At 60.4% G+C, this 14,752-nt stretch carries 14 protein-coding genes; 6 read left to right on the forward strand and 8 right to left on the reverse strand.

Annotated elements, in window-relative coordinates; all coding sequences use genetic code 11:
* Window position 1: 1 nt before the first annotated feature.
* The 3 genes from rsmB to def are packed head-to-tail and all read right to left on the reverse strand — an operon-like array spanning window position 2 to window position 2,832.
* Complete coding sequence (gene rsmB, locus ACXPVS_RS15295; protein ID WP_458510677.1) at window positions 2-1,312, reverse strand: 16S rRNA (cytosine(967)-C(5))-methyltransferase RsmB; 1,311 nt, start codon at window positions 1,310-1,312, stop codon at window positions 2-4.
* A complete protein-coding gene (fmt, locus tag ACXPVS_RS15300) occupies window positions 1,309-2,268 on the reverse strand; it encodes a methionyl-tRNA formyltransferase (RefSeq protein WP_458510678.1) in 960 nt (319 codons plus the stop codon). Before fmt ends, rsmB begins: the two co-directional genes overlap by 4 nt.
* A 57-nt stretch (window positions 2,269-2,325) precedes the next feature.
* A complete protein-coding gene (gene def, locus ACXPVS_RS15305; protein ID WP_458510679.1) occupies window positions 2,326-2,832 on the reverse strand; it encodes a peptide deformylase in 507 nt (168 codons plus the stop codon).
* A gap of 171 nt (window positions 2,833-3,003) precedes the next feature.
* Between def and ACXPVS_RS15310 the strand changes: the two genes are divergently transcribed.
* The 3 genes from ACXPVS_RS15310 to ACXPVS_RS15320 all read left to right on the forward strand — a co-directional run bounded on the left by ACXPVS_RS15310 (window position 3,004) and on the right by ACXPVS_RS15320 (window position 5,828).
* The gene (locus tag ACXPVS_RS15310) at window positions 3,004-4,029 is read left to right on the forward strand and encodes a LysM peptidoglycan-binding domain-containing protein (RefSeq protein ID WP_458510680.1); all 1,026 of its coding nucleotides are present in this window, start codon (window positions 3,004-3,006) and stop codon (window positions 4,027-4,029) included.
* A gap of 80 nt (window positions 4,030-4,109) precedes the next feature.
* Complete coding sequence (gene dprA, locus ACXPVS_RS15315) at window positions 4,110-5,216, forward strand: DNA-processing protein DprA (protein WP_458510681.1); 1,107 nt, start codon at window positions 4,110-4,112, stop codon at window positions 5,214-5,216.
* 54 nt (window positions 5,217-5,270) lie between these two features.
* Window positions 5,271-5,828: an L-threonylcarbamoyladenylate synthase gene (locus ACXPVS_RS15320; protein WP_458510682.1), complete on the forward strand. Its 558-nt coding sequence runs from the start codon at window positions 5,271-5,273 to the stop codon at window positions 5,826-5,828.
* 97 nt (window positions 5,829-5,925) lie between these two features.
* Here the strand turns inward: ACXPVS_RS15320 and ACXPVS_RS15325 are convergent, their stop codons facing one another.
* The gene (locus ACXPVS_RS15325; RefSeq protein WP_458510683.1) at window positions 5,926-6,903 is read right to left on the reverse strand and encodes an NADPH:quinone reductase; all 978 of its coding nucleotides are present in this window, start codon (window positions 6,901-6,903) and stop codon (window positions 5,926-5,928) included.
* Between the two features lie 179 nt (window positions 6,904-7,082).
* Between ACXPVS_RS15325 and hemF the strand changes: the two genes are divergently transcribed.
* Together hemF and aroE are read left to right on the forward strand one after the other, a co-directional pair.
* Window positions 7,083-7,997, forward strand: coding sequence for an oxygen-dependent coproporphyrinogen oxidase (hemF, locus tag ACXPVS_RS15330; protein WP_458510684.1), 915 nt, complete (start codon window positions 7,083-7,085; stop codon window positions 7,995-7,997).
* A 13-nt stretch (window positions 7,998-8,010) separates the two neighbouring features.
* Entirely contained in the window at window positions 8,011-8,832 is an 822-nt protein-coding gene (aroE, locus tag ACXPVS_RS15335; protein WP_458510685.1) for a shikimate dehydrogenase, read from the forward strand.
* On the opposite strand, the gene ACXPVS_RS15340 is transcribed toward aroE, so the two are convergent.
* The 3 genes from ACXPVS_RS15340 to betC all read right to left on the reverse strand — a co-directional run bounded on the left by ACXPVS_RS15340 (window position 8,829) and on the right by betC (window position 12,948).
* Window positions 8,829-10,397 carry a SulP family inorganic anion transporter gene (locus tag ACXPVS_RS15340; protein ID WP_458510686.1) on the reverse strand — a complete coding sequence of 523 codons (1,569 nt, stop codon included), beginning with the start codon at window positions 10,395-10,397 and terminating at the stop codon, window positions 8,829-8,831. The two genes, aroE and ACXPVS_RS15340, sit on opposite strands and share 4 nt — an antisense overlap.
* Window positions 10,398-10,496: 99 nt before the next feature.
* Window positions 10,497-11,417 carry a choline ABC transporter substrate-binding protein gene (gene choX / locus ACXPVS_RS15345; RefSeq protein ID WP_458510687.1) on the reverse strand — a complete coding sequence of 307 codons (921 nt, stop codon included), beginning with the start codon at window positions 11,415-11,417 and terminating at the stop codon, window positions 10,497-10,499.
* A gap of 16 nt (window positions 11,418-11,433) precedes the next feature.
* On the reverse strand, window positions 11,434-12,948 hold the full coding sequence (betC, locus tag ACXPVS_RS15350; protein ID WP_458510688.1) for a choline-sulfatase: 1,515 nt from the start codon (window positions 12,946-12,948) through the stop codon (window positions 11,434-11,436).
* 114 nt (window positions 12,949-13,062) lie between these two features.
* Between betC and ACXPVS_RS15355 the strand changes: the two genes are divergently transcribed.
* On the forward strand, window positions 13,063-14,013 hold the full coding sequence (locus tag ACXPVS_RS15355) for a choline sulfate utilization transcriptional regulator (protein WP_458510689.1): 951 nt from the start codon (window positions 13,063-13,065) through the stop codon (window positions 14,011-14,013).
* Here ACXPVS_RS15355 and ACXPVS_RS15360 read toward each other — a convergent pair.
* Window positions 14,000-14,671, reverse strand: coding sequence for an NAD(P)-dependent oxidoreductase (locus ACXPVS_RS15360; RefSeq protein WP_458510690.1), 672 nt, complete (start codon window positions 14,669-14,671; stop codon window positions 14,000-14,002). The genes ACXPVS_RS15355 and ACXPVS_RS15360 overlap by 14 nt on opposite strands.
* Between the last annotated feature and the right edge of the window lie 81 nt (window positions 14,672-14,752).

Raw genomic sequence — 14,752 nt, forward strand, 5'->3', positions numbered from 1 at the left:
ATTAACCGCGCGCGGCGGCGATCTTGATCAGCTTGGCATAGTAGAACCCGTCGTGACCGCCTTCCTGGGCCAGCAACTGGCGACCATGAGGTTGCTTGATACCGGCCGCAGTGGCGAGGTCCAGTTCACGAGCGCCCGGCGTGCGAGCGAGGAAGGCTTCAATGACGTCGGTGTTCTCGGTCGGCAGCGTCGAACAGGTGGCGTACAACAGAACCCCACCGACTTCCAACGTTATCCACATGGCGTCGAGCAGTTCACCTTGAAGCACCGCCAGAGCAGCGATGTCGTCCGGTTGGCGAGTCAGCTTGATGTCGGGATGACGACGGATGACGCCAGTGGCCGAGCATGGCGCGTCCAGCAGAATACGCTGGAACGGCTTGCCGTCCCACCAGGCGGCGGTGTCGCGGCCGTCGGCGGCGATCAGTTCGGCGCTCAGGCCCAGGCGTGCGAGGTTTTCCCGCACGCGCACCAAACGCTTGGCTTCCAGGTCCACCGCTACCACGCCGGCGAGTGCCGGCTCGGCTTCCAGGATGTGGCAGGTCTTACCGCCCGGTGCGCAGCAGGCGTCCAGCACCCGTTGGCCCGGTGCCAGGTCGAGCAGATCGGCGGCCAGTTGCGCGGCTTCGTCCTGCACGCTGATCCAGCCTTCGACGAAACCCGGCAAGCTGCGCACGTCGGCAGGGGATTGGAGAATGATGCCGTCCTGACTGTGAACACACGGCGTGGCGGCGATGCCGGCGTCGGTCAGCAACCCGAGATAAGCATCGCGGCTGTGATGACGACGGTTGACCCGCAGGATCATCGGCGGATGCGCGTTGTTCGCCGCGCAAATGGCTTCCCACTGTTCAGGCCAGAAAGCCTTCAGGGATTTTTGCAGCCAGCGCGGGTGAGCCGTGCGCACCACAGGGTCGTGTTCCAGCTCGGCCAGCAGCGCTTCGCTTTCACGCTGGGCGCGGCGCAGCACGGCGTTGAGCAAGGCCTTGGCCCAGGGCTTTTTCAGCTTGTCGGCGCAGCCCACGGTTTCACCGATGGCGGCATGGGCCGGAACCCGGGTGTAGAGCAACTGGTAGAGGCCGACCAGCAATAGCGCCTCGACATCGGCGTCGGCAGCCTTGAACGGCTTCTGCAGCAACTTGGCCGCCAGCGCCGACAAACGTGGCTGCCAGCGAGCGGTGCCGAACGCCAGGTCTTGGGTGAAGCCGCGGTCGCGGTCTTCAACCTTGTCCATCTGTGTCGGCAGGGAACTGTTGAGTGAGGCTTTTCCGTTAAGAACAGCAGCCAGTGCCTTGGCGGCGGCCAGACGTGGATTCATTGAGCGTCCGCCGCTTGACCGAGAACAGTACCGACGGCGAATTTCTCACGACGGCTGTTGAACAAGTCGCTGAAGTTCAGCGCCTTGCCGCCGGGCAATTGCAGACGAGTCAGACACAGGGCTTGCTCACCGCAGGCGACGATCAAACCGTCCTTGCTGGCGCTGAGGATTTCACCGGGAACGCCTTGCCCTTCAGCGTGGCCGGCGGCCAGCACCTTCAATGCTTCGCCATTCAGCGTGCTGTGGCTGATCGGCCATGGGTTGAAGGCGCGAACCATGCGCTCCAGCTCAACTGCCGGGCGGCTCCAGTCGATGCGCGCTTCATCTTTGTTCAATTTGTGCGCGTAAGTGGCGAGCTCATCGTTTTGCACGTCGCCTTCCAGAGTGCCCGCAGCGAGGCCGGCGATTGCCTGAATCACCGCCGGTGGGCCCATTTCGGCCAGACGGTCGTGGAGGCTGCCGCCGGTGTCTTCACCGGTGATCGGCGTGGTGACTTTCAGCAGCATCGGCCCGGTGTCGAGGCCCAGTTCCATACGCATCACGGTCACACCGCTTTCGCTGTCGCCCGCTTCGACGGCGCGCTGAATCGGCGCCGCACCGCGCCAGCGTGGCAGCAAGGAGGCATGGCTGTTGATGCAGCCCAAACGCGGAATATCCAGCACCACTTGCGGCAGGATCAGGCCATAGGCAACCACCACCAGCAAGTCCGGCTTCAGCGCAGCCAGTTCGGCCTGAGCGTCTTCGTTGCGCAGGGTGGGCGGTTGCAGCACCGGGATGTTGCTCTCGAGCGCCAATTGCTTGACCGGACCTGGCATCAACTTTTGCCCGCGACCCGCCGGACGGTCCGGTTGGGTGTAGACCGCGACGATCTCGTAAGGGCTGTCGAGCAGGGCCTTGAGGTGTTCGGCGGCGAACTCCGGGGTGCCGGCAAAGACGATGCGCAGGGGCTCAGTCATTCAAAAGGTCTCGCAAAAGAAAAAGGCTTGCCGCAGCAAGCCTTTGAAAGGAGGGCATCAAGCGTTCTGGCGATGGAGCTTTTCCAGTTTCTTCTTGATTCGGTCGCGTTTGAGATTGGACAGGTAGTCGACGAACAATTTGCCGTTCAGGTGGTCGCATTCATGCTGGATGCACACCGCGAGCAGGCCTTCGGCGATCAGTTCGTAAGGCTGGCCGTCGCGGTCCAGTGCCTTGATCTTGATCTTCTGTGGGCGGTCCACGTTTTCGTAGAAGCCCGGCACCGAGAGGCAGCCTTCCTGATATTGCTCCATCTCGTCGGTCAGGGTTTCGAACTCGGGGTTGATGAACACCCGTGGTTCGCTGCGGTCTTCGGAGAGGTCCATCACGACGATACGTTTGTGCACGTTGACCTGGCTCGCGGCGAGGCCGATGCCTGGCGCTTCATACATTGTTTCAAACATGTCATCGACCAACTGACGCACTTCGTCGTCCACTACGGCCACGGGTTTGGCGATAGTGCGCAGGCGCGAATCGGGGAATTCGAGGATGTCTAAAATGGCCATAAGCTTAATTGCTGCACGTGTGAGGTAATGTCGGGTCGATGGCCTGGCGGGTCCGAAGATGCAGGCTACCGTTGTAAAACGTAGCTTCCTTCTCTTTTGGTAAAGAGTCAGGAGCGAGCCACGAGGGCTCTGGCGTTCTACGCGAATGCACATAATAAAGGGATTCACCGCATGAGGAAATCACTACTCGCCTTGCTGCTTCTGGCCTTGGCCGGTTTGGCGCACGGGCAAGTGCAACTCAGGGAAGGTTTTCCACAGCAATACACGGTGGTATCGGGTGACACACTCTGGGACATATCGGGGAAATTCCTTCGTGAACCGTGGAAATGGCTGGAGCTCTGGCAGGCCAATCCACAGATCGAAAACCCCAATCTCATCTATCCCGGCGATTCGCTGTCGCTGGTCTACGTCAACGGGCAGCCGCGCCTGACCCTCAATCGCGGTGCTTCCCGGGGCACTATCAGGCTTTCGCCACGCGTGCGCAGCAGCCCGGTTGCCGATGCGATCCCGAGCATTGGGCTGCATTCGATCAACAGCTTTCTGCTGAGCAACCGCATCGTCGACAAGGTTGAGGACTTCGACAAGGCACCTTATATCGTCGCCGGCGATGCCGAACGCGTGCTCAGTGGCACCGGTGACCGAATCTTCGCTCGCGGCCACTTCAATCCGGCGCAGCCGGTATACGGCATCTTCCGTCAGGGCAAGGTCTACACCGATCCTGTCAGTAAAGAATTTTTGGGGATCAATGCCGACGACATCGGCAGCGGCGGGATTGTGGCCACCGAAGGCGACGTCGCCACCCTGGCACTGCAACGCACCACGCAGGAAGTTCGCCTCGGCGACCGCTTGTTCAGCGCAGAAGAGCGATCGATCAACTCGACCTTCATGCCCCGTGCGCCAAAAACCGAGATCAACGGGTTGATCATCGACGTGCCGCGCGGCGTTACCCAAATAGGCGCGCTGGACGTGGTCACGCTGAACAAAGGCCAGCGCGATGGCCTGGTCGAAGGCAACGTGTTGGTGGTGATGAAAACCGGCGAGACCGTGCGTGACCGGATCACCGGTCAGCCACTGAAAATCCCGGATGAGCGCGCCGGTTTGCTGATGGTTTTCCGCACCTATGACAAGCTCAGCTACGGGCTGGTGCTCAATGCATCACGCTCCCTGGCGGTGCTGGACAAGGTGCGAAATCCTTAAGCAGGCTCCACAAGTTACCAACAGAGTTATCCACAGCTTACTCCCGTTTGAACGGGGCTCATAACGATCAAGGATGATCCATGTCATTGCCTGCTTTTGCACCGGTTTCCCCTGCGGAACTGGAAGCTCGTTTACGTTTGCATCGCCTGCCGGAACTCGGTCCTGCGCGTTTCAAGAAATTGCTTGAGGCCTTCGGCTCAGCGTCCAAGGCTATCAGCGCGCCGGCCAGTGCCTGGCGTTCGTTGGGTTTGCCCCTCGCTTGCGCGCAGGCCAGGCGCTCCAGTGAAATCCGTGATGGCGCGAGCCATGCGTTGGCCTGGTTAGAGCGTCCGGGCCAGCATCTACTGATGTGGGACCAATCCGACTATCCGGCACTGTTAGCGGAAATCAGTGATGCGCCGCCGCTGTTATTCGTGGCGGGCGATCCCGGCATTCTGGAAAAACCGCAGTTGGCGATGGTCGGCAGCCGTCGCGCTTCGCGGCCGGGTATGGACACCGCCGCCGCATTTTCCCGCAGTCTGGCCGGCGCCGGATTTGTCATTACCAGCGGACTGGCCTTGGGCATTGATGCCGCCGCGCATCAAGCCGCTTTAGACGTAGGCGGGCGAACGGTCGGTGTCCTTGGCACGGGACTTGAAAATTTTTATCCACAGCGTAATCGACGACTGGCAGACGCCATGATCGCCTCGGGCAGCGCAGTGCTTTCGGAGTTCCCGCTCGACACCGGACCGACCGCCAGTAACTTTCCCCGGCGCAATCGGATCATCAGCGGTTTATCCCTGGGTGTGCTGGTGGTCGAGGCGAGTGTCGCCAGTGGTTCATTGATCACCGCGAGGCTGGCGGCGGAACAAGGGCGCGAGGTGTATGCGATTCCAGGGTCGATTCATCACCCGGGCGCAAAGGGTTGTCATCAGCTGATCCGCGACGGTGCGGTGCTGGTAGAAACCATCGAGCATATCCTCGAAGCCTTGCGTGGCTGGCAACGGTTGCCGTTATCCACAGAGACGCCCTCGGTGGCGGCAACTCATCCCTTGCTAAGGTTGCTTCACGCGGCGCCGCATACCAGTGAAGCGTTGTCCGTCACCAGCGGTTGGGCCTTGCCGAAAGTGCTGGCGGCACTGACGGAACTGGAAATGGATGGCCGGGCGGTCTGCGAAAGCGGGCGCTGGTTTGCGCGCGTGAGCTAGGTTTTATAAGGAAGATCGGTAAACTGCGCAGAGCCTTATTCCGGAGAGTTTTTCATGGTTAACAGTTGGCGTGTGCAACAAGCTGCACGAGCCATTCGCGCAGGCGCGGTGATTGCCTACCCAACCGAAGCTGTCTGGGGCCTGGGGTGCGACCCGTGGGACGAAGAAGCGGTGGATCGTCTGTTGCTGATCAAGGGACGGTCTGTGGATAAAGGCCTGATTCTGGTCGCCGACAACATTCGCCAGTTCGACTTCCTGTTCGAAGACTTCCCGGAGCTGTGGATGGATCGGATGGCCAGCACCTGGCCGGGACCGAACACCTGGCTGGTGCCGCATCAGAATCTGTTGCCCGAGTGGATTACCGGGGTGCATGAAACGGTGGCATTGCGGGTCAGCGATCATCCGCAGGTGCGCGATTTATGTGCGTTGATCGGGCCGCTGGTGTCGACCTCGGCCAATCCACAGGGCCGGCCGGCGGCGCGCACACGGATTCGCGTGGAGCAATATTTCCGTGGGCAGGTTGATTTAGTGCTGGGCGGTAACCTCGGGGGCCGCAAGAACCCGAGCGTGATCCGCGATCTGGCGACCGGCAAGGTTTTACGTCCGGATTGATACCGCCGCGCGGCCATTCGCGAGCAAGCTCGCTCCCAGGGTATTTGTGATCGACCCATAACCAATGGGGGAGCGAGCCTGCTCGCGAAAGCGTCCGTCAAGGCAACAGAACAGTCGAACCCGTCGTACGCCGTGCCGACAACTCGGTCTGCGCTTTCGCTGCTTCAGCCAATGGATATTTTTGGCTGATGTCCACTTTCAGCTTGCCGCTGATGATCATCTCGAACAGCTCATCTGCCATACGTTGCAGGTTCTCGGCATTGTTGGCGTAGGTTGCGAGTGTGGGCCGGGTCACGTACAGCGAACCCTTCGCCGACAGAACTCCCAGGTTCACCCCGTCTACCGCGCCCGACGCATTGCCGAAGCTCACCACCAGACCGCGAGGCGCCGCGCTATCAAGCGAAGTCAGCCAAGTGTCCTTGCCCACGCCGTCGTACACCACCGGGACTTTTTTCCCGTCAGTCAATTCCAGTACGCGTTGTGCGACGTTTTCATGGCTGTAATCGATGGTCGCCCACGCGCCGTTGGCCTTGGCCAGTGCGGCTTTCTCTGGTGAGCTGACCGTGCCGATCAACTTCACGCCCAAGGCCTTGGCCCATTGGCAAGCCAGGGAGCCGACACCACCGGCCGCGGCGTGAAACAGGATGGTTTCGCCACCTTTGAGTTCATACGTCTGACGCAGCAGGTACTGCACGGTCAGGCCCTTGAGCATCACGCCCGCGGCCTGTTCGAAGCTGATCGCATCCGGCAGGTGCACCAGATTGGCCTCCGGCAACACGTGAACATCGCTGTAGGCGCCCAATGGACCGCTGCCGTACGCCACGCGATCACCGACCTGGAACCGGGTGACTTCACTGCCCACCGCCTCGACCACGCCCGCGCCTTCCGAGCCCAGGCCCGATGGCAGGGCTGGCGGTGCATAGAGACCGCTGCGGTAATAGGTGTCGATAAAATTGAGGCCGATGGCCTTGTTGGTCACGCGAACCTGCTGCGGGCCGGGCTCGGCGGGTTGGTAGTCAACATACTCGAGCACTTCGGGGCCGCCATTGGCGTGGAACTGGATACGCTTAGCCATCAGAACTCTCCTTAGGTCTTAGCTACTTGAGTTGTAGCGTGAAGCGCCCTATCGAACTCCCAAGCGTGCTCTTCGTCAACTGCGACGGGTGCACCTGCAATGTTATGCTACGCGCCCATTTGCGCCGGCCCCCGCTCCGATGGAGCGCCGTGTAGCTTTGCCCGATTCAAGGTGATGACATGACAACCCGCACCGAGGCCGTAAAAGCCTATCTGCTCGACCTGCAAGACCGCATTTGCGCGGCCCTCGAAGCTGAAGACGGCGGCACGCAGTTCGCCGAAGACGCCTGGACCCGGCCTGCCGGTGGCGGCGGGCGCACCCGGGTGATCGAAAACGGCGCGGTCATCGAAAAGGGCGGCGTGAACTTTTCCCACGTCTTCGGCAGCGGTCTCCCACCGTCCGCCAGCGCTCATCGGCCAGAACTGGCCGGCCGTGGCTTCGAAGCCCTTGGCGTCTCTTTGGTTATTCACCCGCACAACCCGCATGTGCCGACGTCCCACGCCAACGTGCGCTTTTTCATCGCTGAAAAAGAAGGCGAAGAACCGGTCTGGTGGTTCGGCGGTGGTTTCGACCTGACCCCTTATTACGGCAATGAAGAAGACTGCGTGCATTGGCACCGCGTCGCCGAGCAGGCCTGCGCGCCGTTTGGCCCGGACGTCTACTCGCGTTACAAGGCCTGGTGCGACAGCTACTTCCACATCAAGCATCGCCACGAGCCGCGCGGCATCGGCGGCCTGTTCTTCGATGACTTGAACGAGTGGGGCTTTGACACCAGTTTCGCCTTCATGCGTGCCATCGGTGACGCGTTCATCGACGCCTACCTGCCGATCATGCAGCGGCGCAAAAATGATGCGTTTACCGCCAAACAGCGTGAATTCCAGGAATTGCGCCGTGGGCGCTATGTTGAATTCAACCTGGTCTACGATCGCGGCACGTTGTTTGGTCTGCAGTCGGGCGGGCGTACCGAGTCGATCCTGATGTCCCTGCCGCCGCAAGTACGCTGGGGCTACGACTGGAAAGCCGAGCCGGGCAGCGAAGAAGCACGGCTGACCGAGTACTTCCTGCAAGACCGCGATTGGTTGGCCAAGGCCTGAACGAGGAATCCTGATGGACCGTTACGTCGTATTCGGTAATCCGATTGGCCACAGCAAGTCGCCGCTGATCCACCGTCTGTTCGCCGAGCAGACGGCTCAAAACCTCGACTACAGCACGTTGCTGGCGCCCCTCGACGATTTTTCCACGTGCGCCCGGACGTTTTTTCTCGAAGGTCGCGGGGCGAATGTGACGGTGCCGTTCAAGGAAGAGGCCTATCGTCTGGCGAACAGTCTGACGGCGCGGGCGCAACGCGCCGGTGCGGTGAACACCCTGAGCAAACTCGCGGATGGCAGCCTGCTGGGCGACAACACCGATGGCGCCGGACTGGTGCGAGACCTGACGGTCAATGCCGGTTTCAGCCTCAAAGGCAAACGCATCCTGCTGCTCGGTGCTGGCGGCGCGGTGCGCGGTGCGCTGGAGCCGTTGCTGGCCGAGCAACCCGCGTCGGTCATTATCGCCAACCGCACGGTAGAAAAAGCCGAACTGTTGGCGGAATTGTTCGCAGACCTGGGGCCGGTGTCGGCCAGTGGTTTCGATTGGTTGAAGGAGTCAGTGGACCTGATCATCAACGCGACGTCCGCCAGTCTGTCAGGGGATGTACCGCCGATTGCCCGCAGTTTGATCGAGCCGGGCAAAACGGTGTGCTACGACATGATGTACGGCAAAGAGCCGACGTCGTTCTGCCGTTGGGCCAGTGAACAGGGCGCGGCGGTGTCGATGGATGGCTTGGGGATGCTCGCCGAACAAGCGGCTGAGGCGTTCTTCCTTTGGCGCGGTGTGCGCCCGGACACGGCGCCGGTGCTGGCCGAGTTGCGTCGGCAACTCGCGCTTTAATCCTCAAACCGGATCGGGCATTTCTCCGCGCCTTCAAGCTTGCGCAACTCTTCCACCACCTGCGGCCGTGCACGCCGCAGGGTCAGGCTGCGATCCTGGCGCAATAGTCGCCGCGCTTCCTGGTGCAGCATCTCCACGCCTGAATAGTCGATGAAGTTGATTTGCTGCGCTTCGATCACCACGCGCGCGCCGTGCATCCGTTGCAGGCGTACTTGCAGGTAATGGCTGGCGCCGAAAAAGATCGAACCGCCAACCCGCAGAACGTCTTCATCCCCATCCCGCCAATGCTGGACTCGCGGTTGCGAGGTGCGTTTGAGGTAGAAGAACAGCGAAGCCAGCACCCCGGCGTAGATCGCCGTCTGCAATTCCAGCAGCAGCGTGGCGACACAGGTCAGCGCCATGACCAGGAACTCGGCGCGGCTGACCCGTAACAACGCGCGAATGCCGCGATGATCCACCAGCCCCCAGGCGATCAACAAAATGCCGCCGGCCATGGCCGGGATTGGAATATGCGCAATCAATTTCGCGCCGAAGATGGCGAATAGCGCCACCCACACCGCCGAAAAAACGCCGGCCATCGGCGAGCAGGCGCCTGCTTCGTAGCTCAAGCCCGAGCGGGTGAAGGAACCGGCTGACAGCGATCCGGAAAAAAACGCACCGACTATGTTCGATAAACCCTGGGCACGGACCTCTTGGTTGGCGTCGAGCAACTGCTGGGAGCGAGCCGACAAGGATCGGGCAATCGACAGACTGGTGACCAGTCCGAGCATGCCCACCGCCACCGCGCTGGGTAGCAAGCGCAGAATCAGCTCCAGATCCAGCGGCAGCGGGCTGAAGGGCGGCAGTCGGCCGACAAATGCGCTGACCAACTTCACATGACCGAACATCGATGGCCAGAGCCAGACCAGCAACCCGCTCAGCACCAGGGTGATCAACAGCGTCGGCCAGCGTGGCAGGAGCCATTTCAGGATCACGCCCACGACGACCGTCGCCAGGCCCAGCACTAGCGACGGTTTATCCACTTCGCCAAGATGACTGAAGAGCATCAGCAAACTGTTCAACGCTGTTGCCTGGTTGGGCAATTCCAGCCCCAACAGATTCGGCAGTTGGCCGATGGCAATCACCACCGCCGCGCCGAGGGTGAAACCCAACACCACCGAGTGCGAGACGAAATTGACCAAGGCCCCGAAGCGCAGCAAACCGAGCAGCCACTGGAAAATGCCGGCAAGCAGCGTCAGCAACAGGATCAGGGTGACGTAGTCCTCTGACGCAGGAACGGCCAGAGGACTGACGCTGGCGTACAAGACGATAGAAATCGCCGCCGTAGGACCGCAGATCAAGTGCCACGAAGAACCCCAGAGACACGCGATCAGCACCGGGATAATCGCTGCGTACAGACCGTATTCAGGTGGGAGACCGGCGATCAGCGCGTAGGCAATGGATTGTGGCAGTGCAAGAATCGCGCCGCTGAGGCCGACAATCAGGTCTCGACCGACGCTGGCGCGGGTTTGCCGAGGCAACCAGTTGAGGAAAGGCAAGAGCGAATGGCGGTTTAGAAAGGCCATGGGTCCTCTCGGGTGGGATGTTGCGCAAGGGTAGCAGGACGAGGCACTGATCGCCGATCGTTCCTACTTCAGAGCGTGGGAACGATCGGCGGCGCAGCTTCAGAGTTTGGCTTTCACCGCCCCCAACGCGTCCTTCCCATCCACGGTCTTCACCCCGTCCAGCCACTTATCCAGCACCGCCGGATTAGCCTTGATCCACGCCTTGGCCGCATCAGCATTGCTGACCTTTTTGTTCGCCACCTCGGCCATGATGCTGTTCTCCATGGCCTGGGTGAAGCTCAGGTTGGTGAGCAGTTTGCCGACGTTTGGGCAGGCCTGTGTATAACCATTGCGAGTCAGGGTGTGGACGCTGCCGGTGTCGCCGAAGTACTTCTCGCCGCCCTTGAGGTAATGCATTTTCAGTTGCACGTTCATCGGGTGCGGGGTCCAGCCGAGGAAGGTCACGAACTTCTGTCTTTTCACCGAGCGAGACACTTCCGCCAGCATCGCCTGCTCACTGGACTCGACCAATTTCCACTGGCCCATGTCGAAGTCGTTCTTCTTGATGATGTCCTGCAAGGAGATGTTGGCGGGAGCGCCGGAGCCGATGCCGTAGATTTTCTTGTCGAACTTGTCGGCGTACTTGTTCAGGTCGGAAAAGTTATGCACACCCGCATCCCAGACGTAATCCGGGACCGCGAGGGTGAACTCGGTGCCCTCGAGGTTTTTCGCCAATTGAGTGACGTCACCGGTGGCCACGAACTTGTCGTAGAAACCCTGCTGTGCCGGCATCCAGTTGCCGAGAAACACGTCGACCTGGCCATCTTTCAAGCCGCCAAAGATGATCGGCACGGCAAGCGTGTCGACCTTGGCCTTGTAGCCCATGCCGTCCAGCAGAAACCCGGTGATGGCGTTGGTCGCGGCAATGTCGCTCCAGCCAGGGTCGGCCATTTTCACCGTCTCGCAACTCTGATCGGCATACGCCGATGCACTGCCCAGAGCCAGAAGCCCGGCTGTCAGTGCTGTGGATAACCTACGCATGGCATTCCCCTTAACATTATTGGTTTTGGCAGGGTTGTGGATAACGTGCTTTACGCTCCAGATCGTCGAGGTCGATGTGGTTGCGCATGTACTGCTGACTGGCGTCCACCAGCGGCTGGTGATCCCAGCTCTTCAGCTTGCCGATGGTTAATGCCTCGGCGACAAAACGTCGGCGCCGTTGGCTGGCGAGCACCTGTTGGTGGATGGCCGGGATGTCCCATTTGGCCCGGGCTTGGGCGAGAAACTCATCGAAAAGCGACCGATGTTGTGGCAATTGGCTGAGTTCTTCCAGTTCGCGCGGGTCGTTGTGTACATCGAAGAGTAGGCAAGGGTCGTCTTCGCTGTAGATGAATTTGTAGGCGCCGCGACGAATCATCATCAACGGACTGATGGTGCCTTCAGCCATGTACTCGCCGAAGACCTCGTCATGACCGCCCTGCCCTTGCAGGTGCGAGACCAGTGAGCGGCCATCCAGCGGCAACCCAGGCTCCAGCGACCCGCCGGCCAGTTCGACGAAGGTCGGCAACAGGTCGGCAGTGGAGACCGCCGCGCTGACCCGACCAGCCCCGAATTGCCCCGGCGCACTGATCAACAGCGGCACGCGGGCGGCCATTTCGTACCAGTGCATTTTGTACCAGAGGCCACGCTCGCCGAGCATGTCGCCGTGGTCACCGGAGAACACAATGATGGTGTCGTCGATCAAGCCGGTTTCTTCGAGTGTTTGCAGGAGTTTGCCGACGTTGCTGTCGATATAGCTGCATGCACCGAAGTACGCCCGGCGTGCATCGCGAATCTTATCCACAGGCAGTGGTTTGTCCCACAGGTCATAAACTTTGAGCAAACGCTGGGAGTGCGGATCGAGTTCGGACTGAGCCGGCGTCTCAGGCAATGGGATGTCGGCGTCGTCGTACATATCCCAGAAAGCCTTGGGAATGGTGTACGGGTCGTGTGGGTGGGTCATCGACACGGTCAGGCAGAACGGCTGATCGCCATCCTCACGGATGTGATCGAACAAATATTGTTGGGCCTTGAACACCACTTCTTCGTCGAAATCCAGCTGATTGGTGCGTACACATGGCCCGGCCTGCAGTACCGAAGACATGTTATGAAACCAGGTTGGACGCACGTCCGGCTCGTCCCAGTTCACCGACCAGCCGTAATCGGCCGGGTAGATGTCGCTGGTCAGGCGTTCTTCATAGCCGTGCAACTGATCCGGGCCGCAGAAATGCATTTTGCCCGACAGCGCGGTGCGGTAGCCGAGTCGGCGCAGGTAATGGGCATAAGTCGGTACATCGGCGGGGAAATCGGCCGCGTTGTCGTAGGCGCCAATCTTGCTCGGCAACTGACCGCTGACCAGGGTAAAACGCGACGGTGCGCACAGTGGGCTGTTGCAATAAGCGGCGTCGAACACCACGCCTTCGGCGGCGAGGCGGCTGAGATTGGGCAGTTTGATGGGCGAAGGACCGTAAAACGGCAACATTGGCGCGGCCATCTGATCGGCCATGATGAAAAGAATATTCTTGCGCTTCATGTGATCGCGGCATTCCATAGTGAATATTTATGCGAGAGTGCTGTGATCGAGCATGTAGCCCATGCAACTTGTGGTAAAGCCCACACGCGGCAATGACTAGGATAAGCACAGCTTATGTATGACGCCCTGGGTGATTTGTCTCTGGATTTGCTTCGCGCCTTTGAAGCGGCGGCCCGTCAGCGCAGTTTCACGGCTGCAGCAGTGGAGCTCGGCACCACGCAACCGGCCATCAGCCAGCAGATCAAGCGGTTGGAAGAACAACTCGGGACGCGGCTGTTCGACCGGATCTATCGCGGCATCGAACTGACCGAGGCCGGGACGATCCTGTTTGAGCAGGTTCAGCTCGGATTGCAGAACATCGACGCAGGATTAAGCGCGATCAGTGCCCAGCACCAACATGAAGTGTTGCAGGTCGCCACCGATTTCGCCTTCGCCGCGTATTGGCTGATGCCGCGGTTGCACCGCTTTCATGCCGCCAATCCTCAAGTGGATGTCAGCCTGGTCACCAGCGAACGCAGCCTCAATATGCTGCGCACCGATATTGATGTGGCGGTGTTGTTTGGTGATGGGCGATTCAAGCAGGGCGAAAGCTATTGGCTGTTCAGTGAAGAAGTCTTTCCGGTGTGCAGCCCGCTGCTGCTTAAGGATCGTCCCCTGCCCTTGCCCCCTCAGTCATTGCTTGAGTTCCCGCTGCTGCACCTTCGAGGCGAAAACAGCAGCAACTGGTTCGACTGGAGCGGTATGTTTCGTGAGCTGGGGATCGCTTCGGCACCCGCGCCCGGGCAATTGCGCTTCGACAATTACACGTTGCTGATCCAGGCTGCGATTGGCGGCCAAGGTGTGGCGATTGGATGGAGGCACCTTGTGGATAACTTGCTGGCGCAGGGTTTGTTGTGTCGACCGATTGCGGAAACGGTCATTTCCAGGCTCGGCTATTACGCGGTCCTGCCCCAGCGGAAACGGCGTGGTGCGCTGATTCAACAGTTTGTGGACTGGCTGATGGCTGAGCAGGCCAGCAGTGCGCAATCATTGAACGGCCTGCCGTTGCCGCCTATCGCTGTATAGCCTCAGTCGCGACGAAGGTCACGTGTTCACCGACATGCAGGTTCAACCGCAACTCATCGGCAATCCCCACGGCCACCCGGCTCAACCGGTCAAGCGGTTCGGCCAGGCCCGGCTCCAGGCTGCTGCTGACGTGGCTGAAATGCTCGATGGTCAGCCCGGCCACTCCGCGCGGCGCATTCACCAGCGTCCAGTGCAAGGTGCTACTTTGCAGGGCCTCACGGATTTCTTCGGCGGCGTGGCGTTGCAGTCGATCTTCTATTTCCGGATCGTCCAGTACCTCGAAATCGCCCACCAGAAACAGTCGGGCAATCCCCGTGGCTTGCATGCCATCGATCAGAGCATCCACCGCCAGCACTTGCTCGACCGGGCCGGGCACGATGGATTTTTCCACGTGCTCGCTGTTCATCGGCAACCCGGGTGCATTCAGCAGACAGATCACCGCCGAACACCCGGCGACGCTCTGCTTGACTCGCTTGGCATCGAACACATCGCCGGTCTTGGTGCGCAATCCGGGGCGCGGCGCGAGCGCCGTCAGGTCATCGAGAATTGCGATTACTTCATGTTGGCGCCGCAGCATTTCAGCCATCAGCGCACTGCCCAGGCTACTCATGGCGCCATAAAGCACCACTTTCACCACCGGGGTTTCGGCATTTTTCATGGCCGTGCTCCATTCTTCCTATCCATAGGGTGTGTGACCTGTGGGAAGCAACGTCGGTTCGACTCGGTTCAGAGGGTTTCA

The organism is Pseudomonas sp. Ma2-10 (assembly GCF_054330215.1).

What these genes read in the sequence shown, in the direction of transcription:
- rsmB (WP_458510677.1), bottom strand. Translation starts at nt 1,312, where the DNA reads ATGAATCCACGTCTGGCCGCCGCCAAGGCACTGGCTGCTGTTCTTAAC.
- fmt (WP_458510678.1), bottom strand. Translation starts at nt 2,268, where the DNA reads ATGACTGAGCCCCTGCGCATCGTCTTTGCCGGCACCCCGGAGTTCGCC.
- def (WP_458510679.1), bottom strand. Translation starts at nt 2,832, where the DNA reads ATGGCCATTTTAGACATCCTCGAATTCCCCGATTCGCGCCTGCGCACT.
- ACXPVS_RS15310 (WP_458510680.1), top strand. Translation starts at nt 3,004, where the DNA reads ATGAGGAAATCACTACTCGCCTTGCTGCTTCTGGCCTTGGCCGGTTTG.
- dprA (WP_458510681.1), top strand. Translation starts at nt 4,110, where the DNA reads ATGTCATTGCCTGCTTTTGCACCGGTTTCCCCTGCGGAACTGGAAGCT.
- ACXPVS_RS15320 (WP_458510682.1), top strand. Translation starts at nt 5,271, where the DNA reads ATGGTTAACAGTTGGCGTGTGCAACAAGCTGCACGAGCCATTCGCGCA.
- ACXPVS_RS15325 (WP_458510683.1), bottom strand. Translation starts at nt 6,903, where the DNA reads ATGGCTAAGCGTATCCAGTTCCACGCCAATGGCGGCCCCGAAGTGCTC.
- hemF (WP_458510684.1), top strand. Translation starts at nt 7,083, where the DNA reads ATGACAACCCGCACCGAGGCCGTAAAAGCCTATCTGCTCGACCTGCAA.
- aroE (WP_458510685.1), top strand. Translation starts at nt 8,011, where the DNA reads ATGGACCGTTACGTCGTATTCGGTAATCCGATTGGCCACAGCAAGTCG.
- ACXPVS_RS15340 (WP_458510686.1), bottom strand. Translation starts at nt 10,397, where the DNA reads ATGGCCTTTCTAAACCGCCATTCGCTCTTGCCTTTCCTCAACTGGTTG.
- choX (WP_458510687.1), bottom strand. Translation starts at nt 11,417, where the DNA reads ATGCGTAGGTTATCCACAGCACTGACAGCCGGGCTTCTGGCTCTGGGC.
- betC (WP_458510688.1), bottom strand. Translation starts at nt 12,948, where the DNA reads ATGAAGCGCAAGAATATTCTTTTCATCATGGCCGATCAGATGGCCGCG.
- ACXPVS_RS15355 (WP_458510689.1), top strand. Translation starts at nt 13,063, where the DNA reads ATGTATGACGCCCTGGGTGATTTGTCTCTGGATTTGCTTCGCGCCTTT.
- ACXPVS_RS15360 (WP_458510690.1), bottom strand. Translation starts at nt 14,671, where the DNA reads ATGAAAAATGCCGAAACCCCGGTGGTGAAAGTGGTGCTTTATGGCGCC.